We start from the raw sequence: 22,994 nt of genomic DNA, 5'->3' as shown, positions 1-22,994 counted from the left end.
TTAGCGGTACATGTAAGAAAAGAACTATATAAATAGATAAATTAGCTTGATACCTAAATAGGCAAAACGAATTGTTAGCCTGTAAGGAAACAGAAGAATAATTGACTAAATTTGCATAATCAATAAAAGATATTAAGATGGCATTAGAAATAACAGACGCTACTTTTGACGAGGTAGTTTTAAAAAGCGATAAACCAGTAGTAGTAGATTTTTGGGCAGCATGGTGTGGTCCTTGTCGTATGGTAGGTCCTATCATTGACGAAGTTAGTACTGAATATGACGGTAAAGCTGTTGTAGGTAAAGTTGACGTAGATGCAAATCAAGAATTCGCTGCTAAATACGGGGTACGTAACATACCAACTGTATTAGTATTCAAAGGTGGTGAAATTGTAAGTAGACAAGTAGGTGTATCACCTAAAAAAGTTTACACAGATGCTATTGACGCAGCTTTGTAAAAGCCCCATAACCCCCAAAGGGGGAATATAAAATTTAAAAAATCCTGCTAAAAGCAGGATTTTTTATTTAGTATAATTTTAATTCCTTGCATCCAAAAGTTCAACCGTCTTTATTATCTTTAGAAGTGTGAATCTACAATCAGAATTAAACAAGTCATCTTTATTCTCAAACCTAGAGCTACTAGCTAACCAAGTAGTAGAAGGTTTCATTAGCGGAATACACAGAAGTCCCTTTCATGGGTTTTCTGCAGAGTTTGCCGAGCACAAAATCTACAACAATGGTGAAAGCACCAAACATATAGACTGGAAGCTTTTTGCAAAGACAGATAAGCTTTATACGAAACGCTATGAAGAGGAAACCAATTTAAGGTGCCACATGATACTGGATAATTCTGCCTCTATGTATTATCCGCAGGTAGACAATTTAAGCATTGATTCCTTAAACAAGATAGGATTTAGCGTCTTAGCTATCGCTGCGCTAATGAACGTGCTTAAAAGGCAGCGAGATGCCGTAGGTTTAAGTATTTACTCTGATGCCTATAATTATTACGCACCTGAAAAAGGTAGTGAGCGTCATTTTCAAATGTTATTGGCACAGTTAAGTGCCGTTGGGATAGCAAAAAATCCACCAAAAGAAACAAACACTTATACTTATTTACATCAAATTGCAGAAAATATTAAGCGAAGAAGTCTCATTTTTCTATTTACGGATATGTTCCAGACCGAAAAAAACGATGATGAATTGTTCGAAGCGCTCCGCCATTTGAAATATAATAAGCACGATGTTGTACTTTTTCACCCGATCGATAAAAATCGCGAATTATACTTCAATTTTGAAAATACACCCAAAAGATTTGTCGACGTTGAAACCGGCGAACATTTAGACTTATATGCCGATAATATTAAAGAAGCTTATAATGAACGTATTACCGCGTATTTATCTGACATAAAAATGAAATGCGCTCAATATAAAATCAAATATGTGGACATTGACATACACCGAGATTTCTCAACAGTGCTCAATACTTTTCTCGTAGAAAGAAATAAATTTCTCTAGATTGAAAAAAAAGTAAAAAAAATGTTTGTGCAATTAAATAAACCACATATATTTGCACTCGCTAAACGCCACGGTCTGGTAGTTCAGTTGGTTAGAATACCTGCCTGTCACGCAGGGGGTCGCGGGTTCGAGTCCCGTCCAGACCGCAAAAAGCTCTCAAGAAATTGAGAGCTTTTTTTGTTTGTAACCTTTTTCTGTTTTATGACCAATCACTACGTATACATTATTTATTCTGCTTCGCACGATGTCTACTACAAAGGGTATTCTACAGATTATACCATGCGACTGGAACAACATAATCAAGGTAAAACAACATACACCAAAAACAAAGGACCCTGGAAACTCGTTTATGCAGAAGAATTAGATTCTAAAAAAGAAGCGCTTATAAAAGAGAAAATGCTAAAAAGGCAAAATAGACAATACTTACTTTGGCTTTTCAATCAAAAAACGAACCTTATAAAATAGGTTAGTATACCTGTCTCGGCTCAGCCGAGAGGGTCGCGGGTTCGAGTAACCGCTTGTCTCGGACCAGCCGAGATCCAGACCGCAAAAAGCTCTCAAGAAATTGAGAGCTTTTTTTTGTTTGTAACCTTTTTTCTGTTTTATGACCAATCACTACGTATACATTATTTATTCTGCTTCGCACGATGTCTACTACAAAGGGTATTCTACAGATTATACCATGCGACTGGAACAACATAATCAAGGTAAAACAACATACACCAAAAACAAAGGACCCTGGAAACTCGTTTATGCAGAAGAATTAAATTCTAAAAAAGAAGCGCTTATAAAAGAGAAAATGCTAAAAAGGCAAAATAGACAATACTTACTTTGGCTTTTCAATCAAAAAACGAACCTTATAAAATAGGTTAGTATACCTGTCTCGGCTCAGCCGAGAGGGTCGCGGGTTCGAGTAACCGCTTGTCTCGGACCAGCCGAGATCCAGACCGCAAAAAGCTCTCAAGAAATTGAGAGCTTTTTTTGTTTAAATACATTAGATTTTACTTTATAACTAAACTGGATGAATAAGATTTCAATTTAAACCAATTTTCTTCGCGATTTCATCATACGCTCTTGCATTATTTTCGCGTATAGAATCTGATTTTCCTCAATTTGTCTTTCCAAAGATGACACAGCTTTAACAGCCTTTTCTTTGATAGCACTTTCTACTTTGGAATCTTTGTGATGTTCAGGACTTTCAATTGTTAAATCATTTAATAAAGAGTTCAACTCATTAGAAACTGAATTTTCAGAAAGAGATTGTTTATTTACTTGTTTAGCACTAGACTTAAATAGATTTAAAAACATAAGGCGATAAGATTTTGGGTTACATTTAAAACGACCTAAATATGATAATAGTATAAATTAAGTAATCTTTTTCTTACAATAACATTATTTGAAACAAATTTTACAGTGCTTCAAACTACTAATTCACAATATTCTGAGGCTTTAGAACAAAAAAACACTTACGAAATCCCTATTTTAGGGCGCTTATAAATACTAGAAAAGCAAAAAGAGTGTTACCTAATTACAGAATCTACGTTTATACCCTATGACTAAAAACTGGTACGTACTTTATGTAAAACCCAAAAATGAAAAGAAGGTGGCCAAAAGGTTGTCATCTCATCAACTAGATGTCTATTGCCCAATGATCAAAGAAGTGAAGCAATGGAGCGATAGAAAGAAGACAATTGAAGTACCTTTATTTAAGTCATACGTTTTTGTAAATATTACGGAATGCGATAGGCAAAAAGTCTTTGAAGTTCCAGGTGTTGTTCGCTATTTATTTTGGTTGGGAAAACCTGCAATAGTCCGTGATATTGAAATGGAAACTTTAAAAAAATGGTTATCTGACGATACTGTCGAAAACTACAGTCTAACCAAATTAGAATCTGGCGATAGAGTAGCTATAAAATATGGTGCATTAAAAGATCAAAAAGCAGAAATTATAGAAGTAGGTAAAAAACGTGTTAAGTTAGTTCTAGAAGGCATGGGAGTTGTTCTTAATATGAAAATTAGAGACCTTGTATAAAAGTTCGTTTACACTTATAGTTTCCTTTTTTTAATTTCCCTTATTACTCAAGTAACCAAAGTCATACGAATGGTTAGAAAATTGAATTTCATCTACATTTCGAACATTAGGGTATTCACCAATTAAACGCACATTATAATCCTCTATTTCATTCTTACATATTCAAAAACATCACATGAAAATTGATAATAATTGTCATTAATTTATGCCAATGTCCAAGTAAAACTTCAATTAATATTTGCATTTCATAATTTATAATTTCGTTGTCGATAATTTTTGGAATGCAACTTTAAGCTACTTAAGTTTGTTTAACATTTTACTCCCCCGTAAAAATTTAATGAAGGTTTAAAGTAACTTCATTTTTAAAATTTCACAGCTACGATTGGTTCTATAAAATGGGGCTGACAATGCGGAGCGCTATACCCAATTCAAAATTCAGTTCTTTTTTTAAACAATAAGTATTCCGAATTCCTTTTACTCAAAGCAAGCAATGGTATTGATTTCCAAATCTACCAAAAAGCTTTAATAGCCATTACTTTACGTCCCTAATCAAGTTTTAATCCCAGCGAATTGAAAAAATCATTTTTTGTTATTCCACTTTCGTTCTTAGCGCATATTTTGATTGTTAACATCACTCTATATGCCTTAACACCTATCACATATTTAAATGCCTTCACTATTGCTTTTATTAATCTCTCGTGGTTTTTCATCACCTATAGTTTAGATTTTTACCCTACGGCAAGAAGAGAAAGTTTTAGTCAGAGTCTTAAAAATTTCTTTAAACTCTATATACTATTCGGGCTGGTCTACTTTACCTCTTTTGCATTTCTTAAACCTTACCCATATTCTTGGCAATACCTAAGTTTAGTTTATTTAATGATCTGTGCATTGTTAATGCTATTTAGAATATTTTTTTACTGGTCTAGAAATCTTGTTAGAACTAAAGAGTATGTACACACCAGAACAGTGGTTATAGGTAGGGATAAAAATCTAAAAAAGATAAGACGCATTTTTGATATCCCAGAGTATGGTTATAGATATATGGGGTATTTTGATAATTATAAATCAAACAGCCCAACGTACCTAGGCGATATACAAAGTAGCTTTGATTATATATTTGAAAACAATGTTGAAGAAGTATATTGTTTGGCCTCTCGTCTATCAAAAGATGAAATAAAGCATTTAATGAACATTGCCGACAATAGTTTTAAACGCATTAAAATTATACCGGATAACAAAGAACTATTTTCAAGGGCCATGTCTATTGAGTTGTATGACTCGGTACCTGTTTTAAACTTAAGGGCTTCTCCATTAGATTTAGATTACGCTAATCTTATAAAACGCATTTTTGATATTCTCTTTTCGTTATTTGTTATCGTAACTGTATTATCATGGTTAGTTCCTATTGTATTTATTCTAATGAAAATAGATTCTAAAGGACCATTATTCTTTAAACAAAAAAGACATGGGGTCAATAAAAATACGTTTTGGTGTTACAAGTTTAGATCTATGACTAAAAGTGATGATAGCGATACTAAGATGGCTACAAAAAATGATATGCGTGTTACCAAGCTTGGTAAAATATTACGGAAAACCAGTATTGATGAGTTACCGCAATTTTTTAATGTTTTAAAAGGTGATATGAGTATTGTAGGCCCAAGACCGCATATGGAGGTACATACCAAAGAGTATGAAACATCTGTTGAGAAATACTTAGTACGTCACTTTTTAAAACCAGGTATAACTGGTTTGGCTCAAGTAAAAGGATATAGAGGGGAAATTATTCATAAATCTGATATTATCAATAGAGTTAGATATGACATATTTTATATGGAAAAATGGTCTATTCTTTTAGATATTCAAATAATTATACGCACAGTTACTAATATATTTGTTGCAGATCAGAAGGCTTATTAAGGTATTTAAAACACAACAATTTATTATCTTCCCTAAAGAACACATAGTTTAGCTATTAGAATAAAATGAACGATACAAATTACCAAGCACAAATAGACGATGAAAACAATTTTCGTTCCACACTTTACAAATATGTAGGTCATTGGAAATTATTTATACTCTGTATCATAACGGGAATACTTCTAGCTTTCCTATACATACGCTATTTAGCAGTTAACAATTATGAAATTCAAGGTAAGATTCTAATCAACAACACCAACAATGGTAATGGCATTAGAGATAATGATAATTTCAGTAACATTGGGCTTATCAAAACTTCGCAAAGTATAGATGATGAAATTGGTATTCTAAGTTCTAACGGGATTATGGAAAATGTTATCACCAACAATTCCTTTAATATTGAGTATTATCATGAGGGTACTATACGAGATATAGAGATATATGGAAAAAATGTGCCTATTAAGGTAATTGCCGATGAAACTTCTGATAATTTAATTTACGACCAACCTATCTATGTTAAAATACTTGATAGTATCAATTATGAGTTACGATCAGTTCACAACAAGGAAGAATTAGTATCAAAGCATGCTTTTGGAGAGCTAATTGATCTACCGTATGGCACTTTTACCATAACATCAAAATTAGATTCTACAAATAACGACAATCAACTACCGCTCTATTTCAAAATCAAAGATAAAGATGATACTACATCCGGTTACCTTCGTAATTTTAATGTAGTACCCGCTAATAAGACAGGTAGCCTTTTAAACCTCACTTACATTTCAACACATTCTGAAAAAGGAGAAGATATACTAACAAAATTAATTGAGACGTACATTGACAAAACCATTAAATATGAAAACCAACTAGCCGAAAATACAATCAAAATGATTGATAACAGATTAAATCTTTTAGTTGGTGAAATTCAAGATGTTGAAAAATCGGTAGTTGATTTTAAAACACAAAATACAGTCACAGATGTTGCAAGTAATGCCGACGAGTACATAAAACAGGCAAACGACTACAAAGAGAAAGTAGCCAACTATCAAAGTCAAATTAATATCTTGACCCAAATTGAGCAAACCTTACTTAATACATCTATTAAAAACTCCATTGGTGGCGGTTATTCTATTAATGACCCTAGTTTAACCAATCAAATAAGTAAATACAACGAAATATTATTAGAGCGACAACGCTTATCACAATCTGCCGTCACCTCTAACCCAATGCTTGTAAGTCTAGATGCCAACCTAGTAAATTTGCGTCAGTCTATCTTACAAAATGTACTAAGTGCAAAAAATGGTCTTTCTATAGCAAAAGGTAACTTACAAGCAAATGCGAATAGATTTGATGCTCAGTTGGCTAGAGTACCAGCTATGGAAAAAAAATTATTGGATATTAGTCGTGACAAAGGCACTAAAGAAGGGCTTTATCTATATCTCTTACAAAAAAGAGAAGAAGAAGTGTTGTCATTAGCTACACCAGTGTCTTCTACAAGAATTGTCAGCTACCCAAAAGCTGGAAAGTTTCCTATTAGTCCGAATAAAAAAATACTCTATTTAACAGGATTATTATTTGGCTTTGTTGTTCCTATTTCACTAATATTTATAAAGGATTCTTTAAACAATAAAATCGTTAAAGCTAGTGACATTACTGAAGTTGTTACTGCACCTTTTCTAGGTGAGATATCTGAAAATAACGATAAGCAAGACTTTAGCACTTATGAAAGTTCATCATCATCAACAGTTGAACTATTTAGACTACTTTCTTTTAATTTAGATTATCTAAAAAAGAAAGAAAACAATCAAACCATTTTGGTGACATCAACGGTTAAAGGAGAAGGCAAAACATACATTGCTTCTAATTTAGCGGTAACCATGGCATCTAACGGCAATAGAGTCGCATTGCTTGCATTTGATCTTCGTGAGCCGCAACTTATGTCCAATTTTGATTTACCAAATTCACCTGGTCTTGCAGATTTTATTATTAAGAAAGGAATGGACGTAAGCCAAATCATACAGCAGCATCCTACTATAGATGGCTTATACTTAATTGGGCCCGGTATGACCAATACCTTTGTTGGACGTTTGCTGCTAAATGACCGCAATGACCTTTTAATGGAAGTTTTAAAAAAACAATTTGATAAAATTATTATAGACACACCACCTATAGGTCTCATATCTGATGCTTTTGCCCTTAATAAGTATGTAGATAGTACCATTTATGTGGTGCGTAAAGATGTCACCAAAAAAGAGCATTTAAGTAAAATAGAAAGTATCTATACCAACCATAAGCTCAACAATACCATGGTATTACTAAACCATACACCAGAAACAGAATCATACGGTTATAGCAATAAAATTTAGTATAGAACAACTATTTTATTCCGTACCGCTATTAAGATTAGTTATTCCCATCATTCTAAAATAATTCATGAGCTTAAAAAAGCGTTTACTAAGTAATGGTATAGCTTCAATTTTTCAGAAAGTTGTCCGTGTACTTGAACAATTATTTCTTGTTCCTTTCTTTATAACTGCCTGGGGTGCTGCATACTATGGAGAATGGCTTACTCTTACAATTATACCAAGCGTCATGGCATTTTCTAACTTAGGCTTTGGCTCTGCAGCAGGTAATAGTTTTGTTTTAACCTATACTTCTGGCGATAAGCAAAAAGCCGCCAATATTAGCAAAACAGGATTACATATAATCACTATAATGATTCTTGTAGCAATTGCAATAAGTGCAATGGTTATTGTTGTTTTAAATTACTTTCATGTATTTGACAAGTCACTAATTGACGGCAAAGAAGCTATTATTGCGGTATCCATTATGATCCTATCTCAGTTGTTAATGTTTTATCTTCAGCTGTTTGAAGCTTTTTATAGAGCTGCCCAAAAAGCGGCCCTTAGCATAAATCTAATTACTACTAAATCAGCAGCGTCTATTGGTTTTGGATTACTGGTTCTGCTTTTAGGCTATGGTATCGTAGAATTCGCCATATCACAATTACTGGTAACTGTCATTTTTATAATTTTCTATGGATTAAAAGGAAGGCAAATTATAGGGTTACACAAAACTTTTAAAGGAGTAAAGGATAAGGTTATTTTAAAATCAATAACCACCAAGGGTTTAAGTTATTTAATGCTACCTATGTGGCAAATCATTTATTTTCAAGGCACCACTTTTGTAGTCAGAATCGTGTTAGGTGCAGAAGCAGTCGCAATTTTTAATACTACACGTACACTAAGCCGATCGGTAAACCAAATTCTATATATGATAGAACCAACGGTATTTCCAGAACTTCAAAATCAAATAGGAAAAGCCAATTGGAAGATGGCCCAGAAAATTTTTAGAATTTCACTCATTGGAGTTTTTCTAGTTTCCCTTGTAGGTTTTATAGGTTTAGCACTATTTGGCTTATGGTTTTATAATATTTGGACACAGAACCAACTTGAAGTTCCCACAACCATGTGGTATATAATGATTTCAGCCATGCTGTTTAACGCGCTGTGGTATGTTACCGAAATGGTTTTTAGGGCTTTTAACGAACCCAAGTTAATGGGTTGGATTGGTATGGGGAGTGCACTGGTTTCCGTGCTTTTTACTTATATATTATCGAACTACATGGGGCTTATTGGTGCCGCTATAGGTGCTGTGCTATTAGATGTTATTTTGGTGTTCTTAGTATTACCGCATGGTTGTAAATTATTAAAATTACCATTGAAAGAATTGGTAAGTAATGGTATTTTAGATTTCAAAGAATTGTATGTCCTGTTAACCAACAAAATTCAAGCACTAAAAAACTAAAGTCTACTTGTAACAAAGTAATACCAGCTTAGCTTAGCCTAAATAAATATGCTTAAAGAAAAAAATCATACCATACGGCAAATTAAAACGCTTCTTATAGCTGTTTTAATGATAGCTGTTATTGGTGAAATGATCTTTTTTCCTTCAACTGCGAATCTATTTGGTTGCATTATGGCAATGATAGCATTAACTGTGTTTCTATTGTTCTTTAACGAACGCTTTATACGTTTATATCCATTTGTGTTTTGCATTTACCTTTCCATGTTCATGTATAGGTTTCTGCCATTGATAGCTACCCTTATAGAAAACAAGCCTATTACTTTTGGTTTTGAAAGACCTTACGAAACTTTTTTTTATGAAATTGTTTTGTTTTTGGTATCATCATTAGCCGTATACCTCGCCTGCCCTATAAACATACATAAACCAAAAAATAACATTATAAAGGAAGGTTTATACAAATTGAAATTTTTTGAAATTACACCTGCAATTTTATGGAGCATGGGTTTTATCGGCTTATTATCAATGATTTATAATATTAGTAAAGGAGATGCTCAAATTGGTGACACATCCGGTAGATTTATTGCAGGATTAACTTATTTAATGTTTGCACCTGTATGTTTATTTTTTCCTTTTTTATTAAAAGTAAACTATACAAAGACTAAATATGTTTTTCTGTACACTGCATTTATTATACTTATAAATTTAGCTTCTAATAAACGACACCTTATAATAACACCCATTGGCACCATAGGTATTCTATTTATACTTCAACTTATTTTTAAAAATATTAGAATTACCCAAATCATATCCCCTATTAAAATAATGGTTGTTGGGGTCTTCATATTTTTAGGTTTAAATCTTTTAAATACAGTATCTACTGCTATGCTGTATACCAGACAAACTCTTTTATATACAGAAGAATTAAGGGATAATGCAGATAAGATGGAGACGTTTGCCTTTACCATGGAAACCCTTCAGAACGAACAGCTCATGCAGCGATTGAAAGATAATAAAAATGAAAATATTCATGGCAACAGTACAATTACCTATGCCCAAGGTTGGACAGAACAGTATGTAGATAATTTTTTACTTGCTAGATATGCGAATATGCGTATAACCGATGAAACCATATACTATGCCCATAAAAGAGGTTTTTCAAATGTCGCGATGCAAGAATCACTAATAAATTCAATTTTATATTTATTACCGTCACCAATTCTAAATTTTTTTGGCATACGACTTGATAAAACAGAAATGGATTATTCAAGGGGAGATTTTCTGCATGGTACAGGCTACGGAAACTATGTGGTAACCAGCCATGTAGGAGATGGTCTTGCTACGTTTGGTCATTGGTATTTTATAGTACAATTGGCTGTTTATTTTTTAATGTTCAAAACAATAAATTGTTTCAGCTATTATACTTCCCAAGGCATATTATATGCACCATTTGCCGTAATGGATGTGTTTGGATTTTTGGGTAGATTTAGAAATGCCCAAGGTATTTTTGGGGACTTAGGTTTTTTAATAAGAGGATTTTTACAAGGCGTTATCACCTATTTGATAATATACCATATTATACGCTTTGTACTTAAAATGATTAATCCTATATACGTACACAACGAACTTTCTACTGAGGTAGAAAACCAAAAAACAGATAAAATGAATTACTCAAGTCTTTAATTATCATTGACATTTCATTTCCCTAAGAACGTATTAAGACTAGATTGTACGTCAATATTTAAAAAGCTAACCCTGCGTATCTTAAAAACGGGTTTTACCACAACTGTAATACGCGTTAAGCATAACATAACTACCAAATTACAACTGCCGATATCTATTTAACTATAAGAATTTAGACCTAAAATCTTATTGAAACCATAATAATTTATTTTTCCACAACTCATTACTATCTCCCCATAACCAATAGAAAAATTAAAATGAAAAAACTACTATTTATAGGTTATAATTTTTCTCCAGAATTAACCGGTATCGGTAAATATTCTGGAGAGATGATGCATTGGCTTGCAGAAAAAGGTCACGATTGCACCGTATTAACGTCATATCCATATTACCCTTATTGGAAAATTCAAGAACCTTATAGAAAAAATCGCTTTTGGTTTAAGAAAGAGGTAATTAACTATAAATCTGAAGGTAAGCTTACCGTTGTGCGTTGCCCTATGTATGTACCCAACAACCCAAGCGGTTTAAAACGAATTATATTAGATACTACATTTAGTGTTTCTGCATTTCTAGTGATTATTCCACTTTTATTTTGCAAATCTTTTAATAAAATAATCACGGTAGCCCCTTCTTTTCAATTCGGTTTACTTGGCGTTCTATATAAAAAAATAAAGGGAGCCAAACACATTCATCATGTTCAAGACATGCAAATTGAAGCTGCACAAGATTTAGGTATGATCAAGTCACCAAAACTATTAAAAGCACTGTACGGAATTGAAAAATATATTTACAACAACACTGATACCATAAGCAGTATTTCTGATGGTATGATAGACAAAATTGAACAAAAAGCTAATAAACCCATTTCCTTTTTCCCTAATTGGACAGAGACCAATACCTTTTACCCTATTAAAAACAGAAAAGATTATAAAAAAAATTGGGGCTTTAAATCATCTGATTTTATAGTACTATATTCTGGAGCAATAGGTGAAAAGCAAGGCTTAGATGCTATTTTAACTTCTGCAAAAAATTTAGTAGCCCATCAAGATTTGCAATTTATAATTTGTGGAACCGGACCCTATAAAGAAGTTTTAAAAGAAAAAGCCAAAAGCATGAATTTGAACAATGTTCATTTTATGCCTTTACAACCTAAAGACAAGTTTAATATATTTTTAAATATTGCAGATATACATTTGGTCATCCAGAAAGAAAAAGCCAGTGATTTGGTAATGCCCTCAAAATTAACTACCATACTATCAGTGGGTGGTTTAGCACTAATAACGGCAAACCCCAAATCTACTTTACATCGCGTAGTTAGTAAACATAACATGGGTATTTTAGTAGCGCCAGAAAATCAAGAAGCTCTAGACACCGGTATTTTAATAGGTCTTGGTGAATTAGACAATCAAGATATTAAAAATGCAGCTCGTGCCTATGCTGAACAATATTTAGCCATAGATACTATTATGGATAATTTTAACCAAAAAATAACAGCATAAGTAGTAGCTAAATATTGATATATGAAAATAACCTATTTCTTTAGACACCCAAAAATTGGTTTTTCCATACAACGTGTATTTCAGACCGTCAACAAAGGTGTTTCACAATCTCAAGAAATTGAAGAGATTTTTCTCCCTGAACAAAAATCAGATATACTTTCTATAATAAAAAATGGACTATATGCTAAAAAAAGACAGGGTAATATAAATCATATTACCGGAGATGCCCATTATCTTTTATATTTTCTAAAACAAAACAATACAATTGTAACGGTACATGATATTATGTATTATTCTTACTTGTCCGGTTTCAAAAAAAAAATATGGAAATTACTATATATAAATTCTTTAAAGAGAGCTGCCAAAGTAGTTTTCATTTCTGAGTTTGCTAAAGAGCAAGTTTTAAATGAGATTAAGTTAAAACCTAATCAATACTGTGTAATTCCAAATCCGGTATCTACGGATTTTCAATATTCCCAAAAAACTTTTAATGAAGATAAGCCAGTGATATTACACATAAATGGGAACCTAGAACGAAAGAACTTAGCTAGAACCATTCAAGCATTACACAACATACCATGTCATTTAAGAATTGTGGGGAAATTAAGTGAGCGTAATACTGCTTTATTAAATCAAAGTAATATAGATTATAGTAATGTTTTTAATTTAAGTAATGAAGAGGTAGTAAAAGAATATGAGAACTGCGACATTATTAACTTCCCATCCCTTTTTGAAGGCTTTGGTATGCCCATTGTTGAGGGGCAAGCAGTAGGTAGACCAGTATTAACCTCTAATATTTTACCTATGAAATCTGTTGCAGCTGAAGGTGCAGTCTTGGTTGATCCAAAAAGTGTAGAATCCATTAGAAAAGGTTATGTAAAAATTATAGCTAACGAGGGTTTCAGAAACAGCTTGGTAGAAAAAGGTTTGTTAAATGTAAAAGCTTTTCAATTGAACACAGTTACTGCTATGTATCTTGATCAATACAAAAATTTGAATTAAATGAAGAAAATTCTAAGTCTAATTATAGTCGTATTACCTTGGAAATTAAAAAGATTTCTACTGATAAAAATATGGAAATACGAAATTGACCCTGCAGCTAAAATCGGTTTGGCCTATATATTCCCAAAACATTTAAAAATGGCAAAGGGTAGTAAAATTGGACACTTTACCGTTGCCATCCATTTAGATTTACTTACAATGGAGGAAAACGCCTCAATCAGCCGTTCTAATTGGATAACTGGTTTCCCAAAAAATTCAAAATCAAAACACTTCCAACATCAGATAAATAGAAAATGTGAGTTGATTATTGGTAAAGAATCTGCTATTACCAAACACCATCATATTGATTGTACCAATCAAATAAAAATTGGTAACTACACTACCATTGCCGGTTATTATTCACAATTTTTAACCCACTCTATTAACATTTATGAGAGTAGACAAGATAGTGCCCCCATACAAATAGGGGACTATTGTTTTGTAGGTACCAATAGTGTTATTTTAGGTGGTTCAATTTTGCCTTCATATTCGGTTCTTGGAGCAAAATCAATGCTGAATAAAGTTTATTCAGAAGAATACAATCTATACGGTGGTTCACCAGCAAAAATAATAAAACCTATATCACAATCTGCCAAATACTTTCAACGAAAGAAAGGCTTTATTGTTTAGACCTATATATTAAGAAATGAATATATTACAAGTAGTACCAGGTATGGACCCAAAAGGGGGAGGAGTCTGTCAAGGCATTAGAAATACCTTACCAGAGTTTACAAAGCACGGAATACATAACGAGGTTGTTTGTTTTGATGATTCAAATGCTCCATTTATAGCAAAAGACCCTTTTAAAATTCATGGATTGGGCAAAGCCAATAATCCATGGGGTTATAACAAAAAATTTATTCCATGGATGCTCGATAATTTTGAACGTTTTGATGTTGTAATCGTTCATGGCTTATGGCTCTATCAAAGCCAAGCTGCCATAAAAGCCATGTTGACCTACAGAAAAACCAACGGGTCAAAGCCAAAAGTTTATGTAATGCCACATGGTATGCTAGACCCTTATTTTCAAAATGCCGATGATAGAAAACTAAAGGCATTTAGAAATACAATTTATTGGAAATTATTTGAAAATAAAGTAGTCAACCAAGCTGATGGAATTTTATTTACTTGTGAAGAAGAACTATTATTGGCAAGAACCACCTTCCCTAATTACAAGCCTAAAAAAGAAATTAATGTAGGTTATGGTATTCAACCACCGCCCGTTTTTCATGAAAACATGAAAAAAGCATTTGCGAGTAACGTACCCCAATGGAACGGTAAACCTTTTCTTTTGTTTTTAAGTAGAATACATCCTAAAAAAGGGGTAGATATGCTTATTACTGCTTATCTAAAGCTAGAAAATGAATTGGACGATCTACCGCAACTGATTATAGCCGGACCTAATGATCATTCTTATGCCAAAGAAATGCAAAACATGACAAAACCTTCAAAGAATATATTATTTGCAGGTATGCTCAGTGGTGGCGCAAAATGGGGCGCATTTTATGAAAGTGAAGTTTTTGTTTTGCCAAGTCATCAAGAAAATTTTGGTATTGCCGTAGTTGAAGCCTTAGCCTGTAAAACACCTGTTTTAATAAGTAATAAAGTAAACATTTGGCGCGAAATTGAAAAAGGAAAAGGAGGTATAGTTAAAAATGACTCAGCTTTAGAAACTTTGAACTTATTAAAAGAATGGCTTTTACTAGACGAAAAAGCGAAACATCAAATGACCATTAATGCTGAAAGTATTTATAAGTCTCACTTTACCATTGAAAATGCCGCCAAGCAATACTTAAACGGAATAAATATTAAAATTACCAAATGAAAAAAACTGGAATTATTACCATTTTAAATGTTAACAACTATGGTGCAGAACTACAGGCATTTGCCTTACATCATAAACTCAAAAAAATGGGATACGATAATGAAATCATCAATTATCTATACTACAAAAACCCCTTATATAAGAGCGAAGTAAAATCAAGTCCATTAATAAAAACATCATTTAAAAATAAATTGAAGGATCTTGCCATTAAATGGATAGATAAATATAGTGCCTATAGATATCCTGAAATTGCAAAAAAAAGAAAAGAGCGTTTTTTTAATTTTCATAAAGAGCACACCGCATTATCAATAACATATAAAAGTTACTCCGATCTGTATAGTGCAAAACATGAGTATGACAATTATATAGTTGGTAGTGACCAAGTCTGGAATCCAAACAACGGCACTAATTTGGAACCATATTTTTTGACTTTTGCACCAAAAAAAGCCAACAAAATTGCTTTTGCATCTAGTTTTGGGGTAGGAGATATCAATGAAAGTTATTTTCCAAAATATAAAGAATGGTTAAATAATTTAACTCATATAGGTACTAGAGAAACGAGTGGAGTTACACTGATTAAAAAAATAACAGGAAGAAATGTTGCCCACGTTGTTGATCCAACCTTACTATTAACAAAGAAAGATTGGGAAAGCTTAATGGTACCTTATAAACATGAAAAACCTTACATCTTGTTATTCATATTTAAGAAAAATAGATATGCCGAAGAATTAGCATATAAAATACAGAAAAAAACAGGTTTCAAAATTATTCGTGTTTGTAAAAATGAGATGCCCTTAGAGTCTGATGATAAAATATTAAATATAAGAGATTTTGGACCACTAGAGTTTTTAGGCTTATACAGTAGTGCAAGTGTAGTTCTTACTACTTCTTTCCATGGCAGTGTTTTTTCTTTAATTTTTGAAAAACCCTTCTATACTATTACTCCAGCTAGTAAAAACAATAATAGTAGACAGGAAAGTTTGATGAAGGTAGTTGGACTCGAAAATCGTCTTTTGAGAGAGGGTGATACTATTAATTTAGAAAAGTTAACTGATATAGATTTCGAATATGTAAAAGAAAAATTAGGTGAACAAATTAACTTTTCAATAGATTATTTAAAGAAATCTCTAAAATAATATTATGAGTTCAGATACTAGAATTAACACCTTAGAAAATGTTGTTGATGGAGGTTTTTGTGTAGGATGTGGGGCATGTGCCTATAGTGCCGGCACAGGTATGAAGATTAATAAATATGGTGAATATACACCTGATTTAGACGCGATAAATGAGAAAGATCAAAAAACTCTAGAAAAGGCCGAATTTGTATGCCCATCTTTAAATCCTTCCTATAATGAAGATGTATTAGCCACTGAATTTTTAGCTAATGAAAACTCAAATAAGAGTGAATACATAGGATACTATGAGAACGTATACGGAGGTTTTGTTAAAGAGGCCGATTATAGGAACAGAGGGACATCGGGTGGTTTTGGAACTTGGATTGGTGCGGCATTGTTTCAAAAAGGTATGATAGATGGCGTTATTCACGTAAAAGAAACTAAGAGAGAAAATCCTTTAGATCCATTTTTTAAATATGGTATAAGCACGACTTTAGATGAAATTCAAAATGGTGCAAGAACAAAATATCATGTAATTGAGCTTTCTGAAATTTTAAATTTAATTCGGGAAAAACCTGGGAAATATTTACTTATTGGAGTGCCCTGTATGATAAAAGCTGTTAGAAGGGTACAATTAACGGATCCATTCGTTAAAGAATCTATTAAGTATACTTTGTCATTGGTTTGTGGTCATTTGAAGAGTATCAATTGGACCTTATCATTGGCTTGGGGAAAAGGAATAGTACCGGAAAAGGCAACGAAGTTCAAATATAGGACAAAAGGAGAAGGTATATCAGCTAGAGCATACGTCTTTACCGCGTATAGTGATTCTCAGGAAATCGCGGAAGATTCAGCAAAAGTAATCGGAGGGAAGTTTAATCAAGGAGCACTTATGTTAGAGGCATGTAACTTTTGTGATGATGTAGTAGGTGAAACTGCGGATATAACTGTAGGTGATGCTTGGTTACCACAATTTGAGATTGATGCTCAGGGAACTAATATGCTAATTGTAAGAAATCGAGAAATAAATAAACTCTTACAACAAAGTATAAATGAAGATAGAGTCAATTTAGTAGATTTAACCGAGGCGGATGCTAAATATGCACAGGCTGGAGGATTTAGACAACGTAGAGAAGGATTATCTTTCCGTCTAGGGAAAATGGACAAGCAAAACAAGATGCGCCCTGAAAAAAGAATTAAAGCAAACTCACACGCATTAACAGAATTGCGAAAGACAATCTATACAATGAGGGAAGGCGTTACCACGGTATCAAGAGAAAGCTTTGTAAAAGCACTAGAGAATAACGATTATAGTATATATAATAAGAGATTGAAGATTTATCTTAAAAGACTTCGATTATTAGAGGTTGCAAGTTCTGCTCCTAGATATATAAGCAAAAAAATAGCTACGCTGCGTTTAAAAAATAACATATGAGTGATTTGCATAATATGACGGATACGCGGCATAAATTTTCTCTATCCAATAAAATTGGTAGAATAATTTGGGCAATTATTTGTTTTATATTATTTAAACCTTTTTCAATTCGTATTTTCCGTAAATGGAGAATTTTTATTCTCAGAATGTTCGGAGCTAAGGTATCTTGGAAATCAACAATTCATTCAAGTGTAAGAATTTGGGCACCTTGGAATCTTGAGGTTGGAGACTATTCATGCATTGGGCAGAGAGTTAATTGTTACAATCAAGGTCGAATAACATTAAAGAATAATGTTACTATTTCTCAAGACAGTTCGTTGTGTGCGTCAAGTCATGACTATACTAAAAAATCACATGCTTTATTCTTAGCGCCAATTATAATAAATGATTCTGTTTGGGTTGCGGCAGAGGCTTTCGTTGGCCCAGGAGTAACATTGGGTTCTGGTGCACTGGTTGGAGCTAGGGCTGCAGTTTTTAAGAATGTAGAGCCGTGGTCAGTAGTAGGAGGCAACCCTGCAAAATTGATAAAAAAACGCGAAATTAAAGCCTAATGAATTCTATAGCAACAATTATACTGACTTACAACGAAGAACAACATATTGAACGTTGTATTAAAAACGCGCAGCAATTTTCTGAATCTATTTTTCTAGTTGATTCTTTTTCTTCTGATCGAACTGTTGAAATTGCAGAATCTTTAGGAGCCAAGGTTTACCAGAATAAATGGGAAAATAATTATGCCAAACAATTTAATTGGGGGCTTGAAAATTTACCTATTACTACTGAATGGGTTTTTCGTTTAGATGCCGATGAGTATTTAATGGGTGACCTTATTGCTGAAATCAATACACAGTTACCCGTTTTAGAACCTAGTGTATCAGGTGTTGTTTTTGAACGAAAAATGTTTTTCCTAGATACATTGATGACCAAGGGAATGTTGCAAATGAATATGTTGCGTTTGTTTAAGTATCGACATGGTTTTTGTGAAGAGCGCTGGATGGATGAGCACATTATACTTACAGAAGGAGAAAGCATATTATTTAAAGGTTATTTCGTAGATCATAATCTAAACCCCTTAGGCTGGTGGATTCAAAAGCACAATAATTACTCCATTAGGGAAGCCGTAGATTTATTGGATTTAGAATTTCAGTTATTGGAACCAAAAACCGAACAAGCAGCAAAATACGCCTTGTCTTCTGATGCACAATCTAAACGAAACAAGAAAAAGAAGTACGCTAACATGCCCCTATTTTGGCGCTCCTTCATTTATTTCGTTTATAGATATTTTTTCAAATTTGGTTTTACACAAGGTAAAGAAGGTTTTTTATGGCATTTTTTACAAGGCTGGTGGTATCGTACTTTAGTGGATGCAAAGGTATATGAGATTAAAAAAGCTTGTGGAACAGATGTAATTAAAATGAAAAAATTTATTAAGAAATCTTATAATCTTAATATTTAAATTGCCAAAACAAACTTAGTTAGTCTAACTTATAAATTACTATTCACCCCCTATTGACACTTATGAATTGATTTTAGAATTTATTTTTTCCTTAAACATATAACTGTCATTTTTTTAGCTTCAGCATAATTATTTCCTAAACAAAATCATCTCACTTTGCAAATAGTAATATGAATTAGAAATCTCTTATTTATTAAAATGAAGAAAATTTATAAAATTCTTATCTCTTTACTGCTACTCACTTTGATAATAGAATTTAGTCTTCGCATTTTTCTAGGATTTTGCGATGCTCCACTCTATATTGCCGATGAAAATTATGAATATATTGCTGCACCAAACCAAACAGGAACACGATTTGGCAACAATTATCATTTCAACTCTTTTTCTCAACGTAGCAACGAACCTAACCCAAACAAAACAAAAATTCTAGGTTTAGGCGACTCTGTACTATTTGGGGGCGTACAGTCTGATCAAGACAGTATTGCTACTTCAATATTCAACCAAACACTTACAAATTATCAAATGTTGAATATTTCTTCGGGTAGTTGGGGACCTGACAATTGCTCGGCATATTTAGCTGAATACGGCTCTTTTAATGCAAAAGCTATGTTTTTGGTAGTAAGTAGTCATGATGCGTATGATGTTATGGATTTTCAACCTGTAGTTGGCAATCATACCTCTTACCCAGAAAAACAATATAAATTGGCTTGGTGGGAACTATTAAATCGTTATGTAAGCCCAAGACTTAAACATATATTTTCAAAGAAAACAAAACTAGACCCAGACGAGGTGGCTGCACAAGGCATTCAAAAAAAGGGATTGAAATTCAACCCCGGTTTTAATGAATTAAAAAAACTATCAGATAGCTTAAACATTCCACTAACGGTGTATTTACATGCCGAAAAAACAGAATTAAATAACGGCAATTACAATACTCAAGGAAATGAGATAATAGAATGGGCTACTAAAAACAATGTAAGCCTAATAAAAGAACTAGATTACAATTTTAATGATTTGGACTATAGAGATGTTATCCATTTAAATGATAGCGGACAAAGAAAACTAGCTAAAATAATGATAGACTTTTTTGAAGATAAACTATCTAAAAAATAAAAATTGAACTTCCCAATTTAGTAATAAACCTAATTACAACCAGCTGTAACGATACCAGTTACCAATCTGATACACTTTTTCTACTCAACTCTATGGTTACCTTGATTTCTCCTGTATTTTTAAAATCTTGATTACTGAAAAAATAAATGTTTTGACTTTCATTTAAAACAGCTTCATCATTAAAAACATTTGTAGTAGTTGATTTTGCACTGAGAATATTAGCCGCTAAATTATCTTTTTGAGTTGTGGAAAAACCAATTGATGCTTTAGTGCCCTCTGCCAATTCTTCTAAAACATTTACTTCTATTCTAGAAATAGAAAAACCGGAAGGAATAGAGGTATTAAGTAAATACTGATTTCCTTGACCTAGAGAAATAAACTCACTTCTTACCCAAGTATCGGTTTCATTTACATTTACCTGTTCTGCAATAAATTTATTGTCCACATCAGTAACCTTTGCGTAATTTGAATTAGGGTTTACTTTTCGTGCAAAAATTAACCTAACCTTCTTCTTTAACGGATCTTCATCTATTTTACGCCAACCATTTACAACTACTTCATAATGGTTATTGCTACTACTATCCAAAATATCATCTAAATGAAATATAACACTAGCATAATCATTAATAGATGAATGTTGTTCTAAATTTAAGGTTGAATTAATAATAGTATTCTCTGATCCAAAAATTCCGAAAGGCCCTGGACCCGTACCTATAAATTCTTTAACATATATCTGCAAATTATCAATTGTATTTGAATTTCCATTGGGGTAATTCCAAGGATAAATTTTTGCTATTTCAGAATTATCTTTTACCACTATATCATTAAAAGTACAATTAGTCATAGTACCTTCTACAAATCTAGCATTGTGAAAACCCCAGGAAGGCTCAAATATTTCTGAAGTAGATTCTGAATATATATTCTTAAAAACCCCATTGGTTACCGCTCCAATATCCCAAACACCATCTCGTCTATAAGACTTATAATTTTCTACCCTAGCATTTAAAACACCTTCTACCAATTTTAAAGAATTACAATATCCTGCACTACCTCTAACCTTTGAAGTACCAGTATAATTCCCATAATCTATGGTATTGACTATATCAACATTTTCAGTAATATGCCTTTCTGATGTATCTGGATTTAAATAGAATAAATGTGGTGGTGGCATCCAATATAATCCTCCAACCCCGCTACCTCCTATACTTGAGCCATCTAATGATTGTACATCTGAATATCTATAAGAAGTTATACCATCTGTTTTAAACCCGTTTACAACACCTTGAATACCCATTATAGCACCATCTAAAGTAAAATCTTTAAAAGTGATATTTTCTGGAATACCGGTAGGGCTATCATAAGAACTAATTGTTTGATTAGAATTATACTGCTCTTTAAGTTTAATTCCCCACAGTATAAATTTATCGGCTGTTTCTCCTTTAGCTTTTAATGTTACATTTTCAAATAGTACATTTTTTGCCGCTTCTAAACTAAAAATAGATCTCCACGCAATTGGGGATCTAGACCATGGATTCCAAGAAGGGAACTGTACATTATGTGAAGTAATCATGTAATTCTTTAATTGATTTAGATTAGCTTCATGCATTGCATTATCCCAACCCCAATTGGCATCATAAGTTTGGTCATACAAAAATGTGATTTTCTTTATTGTAATATCTTTTGTAAGTGCCATATAAAAGGCAGGCGATAATAAATTATTAATGATAATATTTATATCCTCATTAGCTCCTTCAATCCAAGTATTATCATCTAAGAATATAGACTTCGCTCCTAATTCTTCAACATCTAAAAATATATCTTGGTCAACCAAAAGTTTACTTCCTATATTTTTAGCTTGCTTTAAAGTTTCTACAAATATATCTCTATCATCAGTTTTACCATCCATTACAGCACCAAACCAATATGGAAATATATATTCGTTTTTAAAATCACCAGATAAATTAACGTCTTTTAAAATTGCCTCTCTATTATTAGAGAAAATTGCACTTGCATTTCCTGTTATAGAACCATTGGTAAGAGAACCACCATTAAAGTTAAGCAAAACTTCAGATGGCAAATGAATAACCTCATTGTTTAAATCAAATGTAAAAGTGATCTCCCAATTAGCATTTGCATAATCTTCAGGTATTTCTTTCCAATCGAAATTCTGGGGTATTACAATTGTTCTCTTAGATTCATCAATTTCGTATTGATATATTATAACCTGTTCATCCTCATTGATTACATATTCTGACAATAAGTCTTTATCCTTACTGCACGAATTTGAGGAGAAGCACAAGCATATTAATACCAATTGTAACAACATTGATTTTTGTTTTAAAAGTAAAGGACTTTTTTTAATTTCTGCTAACAGAAAAGAAGTTGGCATCTTCAACCGAAGATTATTATGTTTTAAATTTAATTTTTGTAAAAAACAATACACTATACAATATATTTTTATGGGACTAAGGATTACATAGTATTCTTAAACAAATTGAAAGAATTAACCTACATTGATAACATAAAAACTACGTATAAAGTATTTGAATAGTTTATCTAAAA

20 protein-coding genes and 1 tRNA gene are annotated in these 22,994 nt (G+C 32.4%); 19 read left to right on the top strand and 2 right to left on the bottom strand.

All coding sequences use genetic code 11. The features are described from left to right. Nucleotides 1-137: 137 nt before the first annotated feature. The 5 genes from trxA (at nt 138) to P177_RS02910 (ending at nt 2,380) form a co-directional block, all read left to right on the top strand. Nucleotides 138-455: a thioredoxin gene (trxA, locus tag P177_RS02930; RefSeq protein ID WP_024481982.1), complete on the top strand. Its 318-nt coding sequence runs from the start codon at nt 138-140 to the stop codon at nt 453-455. 127 nt (nt 456-582) lie between these two features. Next, nucleotides 583-1,512: a DUF58 domain-containing protein gene (locus P177_RS02925; protein WP_036151660.1), complete on the top strand. Its 930-nt coding sequence runs from the start codon at nt 583-585 to the stop codon at nt 1,510-1,512. A 72-nt stretch (nt 1,513-1,584) separates the two neighbouring features. Further along, nucleotides 1,585-1,658 (top strand) — tRNA-Asp (locus P177_RS02920). A 55-nt stretch (nt 1,659-1,713) separates the two neighbouring features. Next, nucleotides 1,714-1,977: a GIY-YIG nuclease family protein gene (locus P177_RS02915; protein WP_036151657.1), complete on the top strand. Its 264-nt coding sequence runs from the start codon at nt 1,714-1,716 to the stop codon at nt 1,975-1,977. Nucleotides 1,978-2,116: 139 nt separating this feature from the next. After that, nucleotides 2,117-2,380: a GIY-YIG nuclease family protein gene (locus P177_RS02910; protein WP_036151655.1), complete on the top strand. Its 264-nt coding sequence runs from the start codon at nt 2,117-2,119 to the stop codon at nt 2,378-2,380. Between the two features lie 170 nt (nt 2,381-2,550). Here P177_RS02910 and P177_RS02905 read toward each other — a convergent pair whose 3' ends face one another. Further along, the gene (locus tag P177_RS02905; RefSeq protein ID WP_036151652.1) at nt 2,551-2,820 is read right to left on the bottom strand and encodes a hypothetical protein; all 270 of its coding nucleotides are present in this window, start codon (nt 2,818-2,820) and stop codon (nt 2,551-2,553) included. A gap of 244 nt (nt 2,821-3,064) precedes the next feature. Between P177_RS02905 and P177_RS02900 the strand changes: the two genes are divergently transcribed. From P177_RS02900 to P177_RS02835, 14 genes are all read left to right on the top strand, one after another. Further along, a complete protein-coding gene (locus tag P177_RS02900) occupies nt 3,065-3,544 on the top strand; it encodes a UpxY family transcription antiterminator (protein ID WP_036151648.1) in 480 nt (159 codons plus the stop codon). A 570-nt stretch (nt 3,545-4,114) separates the two neighbouring features. Then, a complete protein-coding gene (locus P177_RS02895; protein ID WP_036151645.1) occupies nt 4,115-5,461 on the top strand; it encodes an undecaprenyl-phosphate glucose phosphotransferase in 1,347 nt (448 codons plus the stop codon). A 65-nt stretch (nt 5,462-5,526) separates the two neighbouring features. Next, on the top strand, nt 5,527-7,827 hold the full coding sequence (locus P177_RS02890) for a GumC family protein (protein ID WP_036151642.1): 2,301 nt from the start codon (nt 5,527-5,529) through the stop codon (nt 7,825-7,827). Nucleotides 7,828-7,894: 67 nt separating this feature from the next. Beyond that, nucleotides 7,895-9,268: a lipopolysaccharide biosynthesis protein gene (locus P177_RS02885; protein WP_036151637.1), complete on the top strand. Its 1,374-nt coding sequence runs from the start codon at nt 7,895-7,897 to the stop codon at nt 9,266-9,268. A gap of 48 nt (nt 9,269-9,316) precedes the next feature. Next, nucleotides 9,317-10,948, top strand: coding sequence for a hypothetical protein (locus P177_RS02880; RefSeq protein ID WP_157486435.1), 1,632 nt, complete (start codon nt 9,317-9,319; stop codon nt 10,946-10,948). A gap of 257 nt (nt 10,949-11,205) precedes the next feature. Continuing rightward, nucleotides 11,206-12,447: a WcaI family glycosyltransferase gene (locus tag P177_RS02875; protein ID WP_036151633.1), complete on the top strand. Its 1,242-nt coding sequence runs from the start codon at nt 11,206-11,208 to the stop codon at nt 12,445-12,447. 21 nt (nt 12,448-12,468) lie between these two features. Continuing rightward, complete coding sequence (locus tag P177_RS02870) at nt 12,469-13,449, top strand: glycosyltransferase family 4 protein (RefSeq protein ID WP_036151632.1); 981 nt, start codon at nt 12,469-12,471, stop codon at nt 13,447-13,449. Then, nucleotides 13,450-14,118, top strand: a complete 669-nt coding sequence (locus tag P177_RS02865; RefSeq protein ID WP_036151631.1) for an acyltransferase — start codon at nt 13,450-13,452, stop codon at nt 14,116-14,118. Between the two features lie 16 nt (nt 14,119-14,134). Continuing rightward, nucleotides 14,135-15,313 carry a glycosyltransferase gene (locus tag P177_RS02860; RefSeq protein WP_036151628.1) on the top strand — a complete coding sequence of 393 codons (1,179 nt, stop codon included), beginning with the start codon at nt 14,135-14,137 and terminating at the stop codon, nt 15,311-15,313. Beyond that, nucleotides 15,310-16,449 carry a polysaccharide pyruvyl transferase family protein gene (locus P177_RS02855; RefSeq protein WP_036151626.1) on the top strand — a complete coding sequence of 380 codons (1,140 nt, stop codon included), beginning with the start codon at nt 15,310-15,312 and terminating at the stop codon, nt 16,447-16,449. The genes P177_RS02860 and P177_RS02855 overlap by 4 nt, the downstream gene beginning before the upstream one ends. A gap of 4 nt (nt 16,450-16,453) precedes the next feature. Further along, nucleotides 16,454-17,863: a Coenzyme F420 hydrogenase/dehydrogenase, beta subunit C-terminal domain gene (locus P177_RS02850; protein ID WP_036151624.1), complete on the top strand. Its 1,410-nt coding sequence runs from the start codon at nt 16,454-16,456 to the stop codon at nt 17,861-17,863. Next, nucleotides 17,860-18,414 (top strand): LbetaH domain-containing protein, encoded by a 555-nt coding sequence (locus tag P177_RS02845; protein ID WP_245232994.1) that lies wholly within the window; start codon nt 17,860-17,862, stop codon nt 18,412-18,414. Before P177_RS02850 ends, P177_RS02845 begins: the two co-directional genes overlap by 4 nt. Then, complete coding sequence (locus tag P177_RS02840; protein ID WP_036151622.1) at nt 18,414-19,319, top strand: glycosyltransferase family 2 protein; 906 nt, start codon at nt 18,414-18,416, stop codon at nt 19,317-19,319. Before P177_RS02845 ends, P177_RS02840 begins: the two co-directional genes overlap by 1 nt. A 198-nt stretch (nt 19,320-19,517) precedes the next feature. Next, a complete protein-coding gene (locus P177_RS02835) occupies nt 19,518-20,432 on the top strand; it encodes a hypothetical protein (protein WP_036151620.1) in 915 nt (304 codons plus the stop codon). A gap of 58 nt (nt 20,433-20,490) precedes the next feature. Here the strand turns inward: P177_RS02835 and P177_RS02830 are convergent, their stop codons facing one another. After that, a complete protein-coding gene (locus tag P177_RS02830) occupies nt 20,491-22,758 on the bottom strand; it encodes a hypothetical protein (protein ID WP_157486433.1) in 2,268 nt (755 codons plus the stop codon). Between the last annotated feature and the right edge of the window lie 236 nt (nt 22,759-22,994).

This window comes from Maribacter forsetii DSM 18668, assembly GCF_000744105.1.
GTDB classification, from domain to species: domain Bacteria; phylum Bacteroidota; class Bacteroidia; order Flavobacteriales; family Flavobacteriaceae; genus Maribacter; species Maribacter forsetii.
This window is presented reverse-complemented; position numbering and strand designations above follow the sequence as displayed.

What these genes read in the sequence shown, in the direction of transcription:
- P177_RS02870 (WP_036151632.1), top strand. Translation starts at nt 12,469, where the DNA reads ATGAAAATAACCTATTTCTTTAGACACCCAAAAATTGGTTTTTCCATA.
- P177_RS02900 (WP_036151648.1), top strand. Translation starts at nt 3,065, where the DNA reads ATGACTAAAAACTGGTACGTACTTTATGTAAAACCCAAAAATGAAAAG.
- P177_RS02865 (WP_036151631.1), top strand. Translation starts at nt 13,450, where the DNA reads ATGAAGAAAATTCTAAGTCTAATTATAGTCGTATTACCTTGGAAATTA.
- P177_RS02840 (WP_036151622.1), top strand. Translation starts at nt 18,414, where the DNA reads ATGAATTCTATAGCAACAATTATACTGACTTACAACGAAGAACAACAT.
- P177_RS02915 (WP_036151657.1), top strand. Translation starts at nt 1,714, where the DNA reads ATGACCAATCACTACGTATACATTATTTATTCTGCTTCGCACGATGTC.
- trxA (WP_024481982.1), top strand. Translation starts at nt 138, where the DNA reads ATGGCATTAGAAATAACAGACGCTACTTTTGACGAGGTAGTTTTAAAA.
- P177_RS02830 (WP_157486433.1), bottom strand. Translation starts at nt 22,758, where the DNA reads ATGTTGTTACAATTGGTATTAATATGCTTGTGCTTCTCCTCAAATTCG.
- P177_RS02875 (WP_036151633.1), top strand. Translation starts at nt 11,206, where the DNA reads ATGAAAAAACTACTATTTATAGGTTATAATTTTTCTCCAGAATTAACC.
- P177_RS02885 (WP_036151637.1), top strand. Translation starts at nt 7,895, where the DNA reads ATGAGCTTAAAAAAGCGTTTACTAAGTAATGGTATAGCTTCAATTTTT.
- P177_RS02905 (WP_036151652.1), bottom strand. Translation starts at nt 2,820, where the DNA reads ATGTTTTTAAATCTATTTAAGTCTAGTGCTAAACAAGTAAATAAACAA.
- P177_RS02835 (WP_036151620.1), top strand. Translation starts at nt 19,518, where the DNA reads ATGAAGAAAATTTATAAAATTCTTATCTCTTTACTGCTACTCACTTTG.
- P177_RS02845 (WP_245232994.1), top strand. Translation starts at nt 17,860, where the DNA reads ATGAGTGATTTGCATAATATGACGGATACGCGGCATAAATTTTCTCTA.
- P177_RS02860 (WP_036151628.1), top strand. Translation starts at nt 14,135, where the DNA reads ATGAATATATTACAAGTAGTACCAGGTATGGACCCAAAAGGGGGAGGA.
- P177_RS02880 (WP_157486435.1), top strand. Translation starts at nt 9,317, where the DNA reads ATGCTTAAAGAAAAAAATCATACCATACGGCAAATTAAAACGCTTCTT.
- P177_RS02850 (WP_036151624.1), top strand. Translation starts at nt 16,454, where the DNA reads ATGAGTTCAGATACTAGAATTAACACCTTAGAAAATGTTGTTGATGGA.
- P177_RS02855 (WP_036151626.1), top strand. Translation starts at nt 15,310, where the DNA reads ATGAAAAAAACTGGAATTATTACCATTTTAAATGTTAACAACTATGGT.
- P177_RS02890 (WP_036151642.1), top strand. Translation starts at nt 5,527, where the DNA reads ATGAACGATACAAATTACCAAGCACAAATAGACGATGAAAACAATTTT.
- P177_RS02910 (WP_036151655.1), top strand. Translation starts at nt 2,117, where the DNA reads ATGACCAATCACTACGTATACATTATTTATTCTGCTTCGCACGATGTC.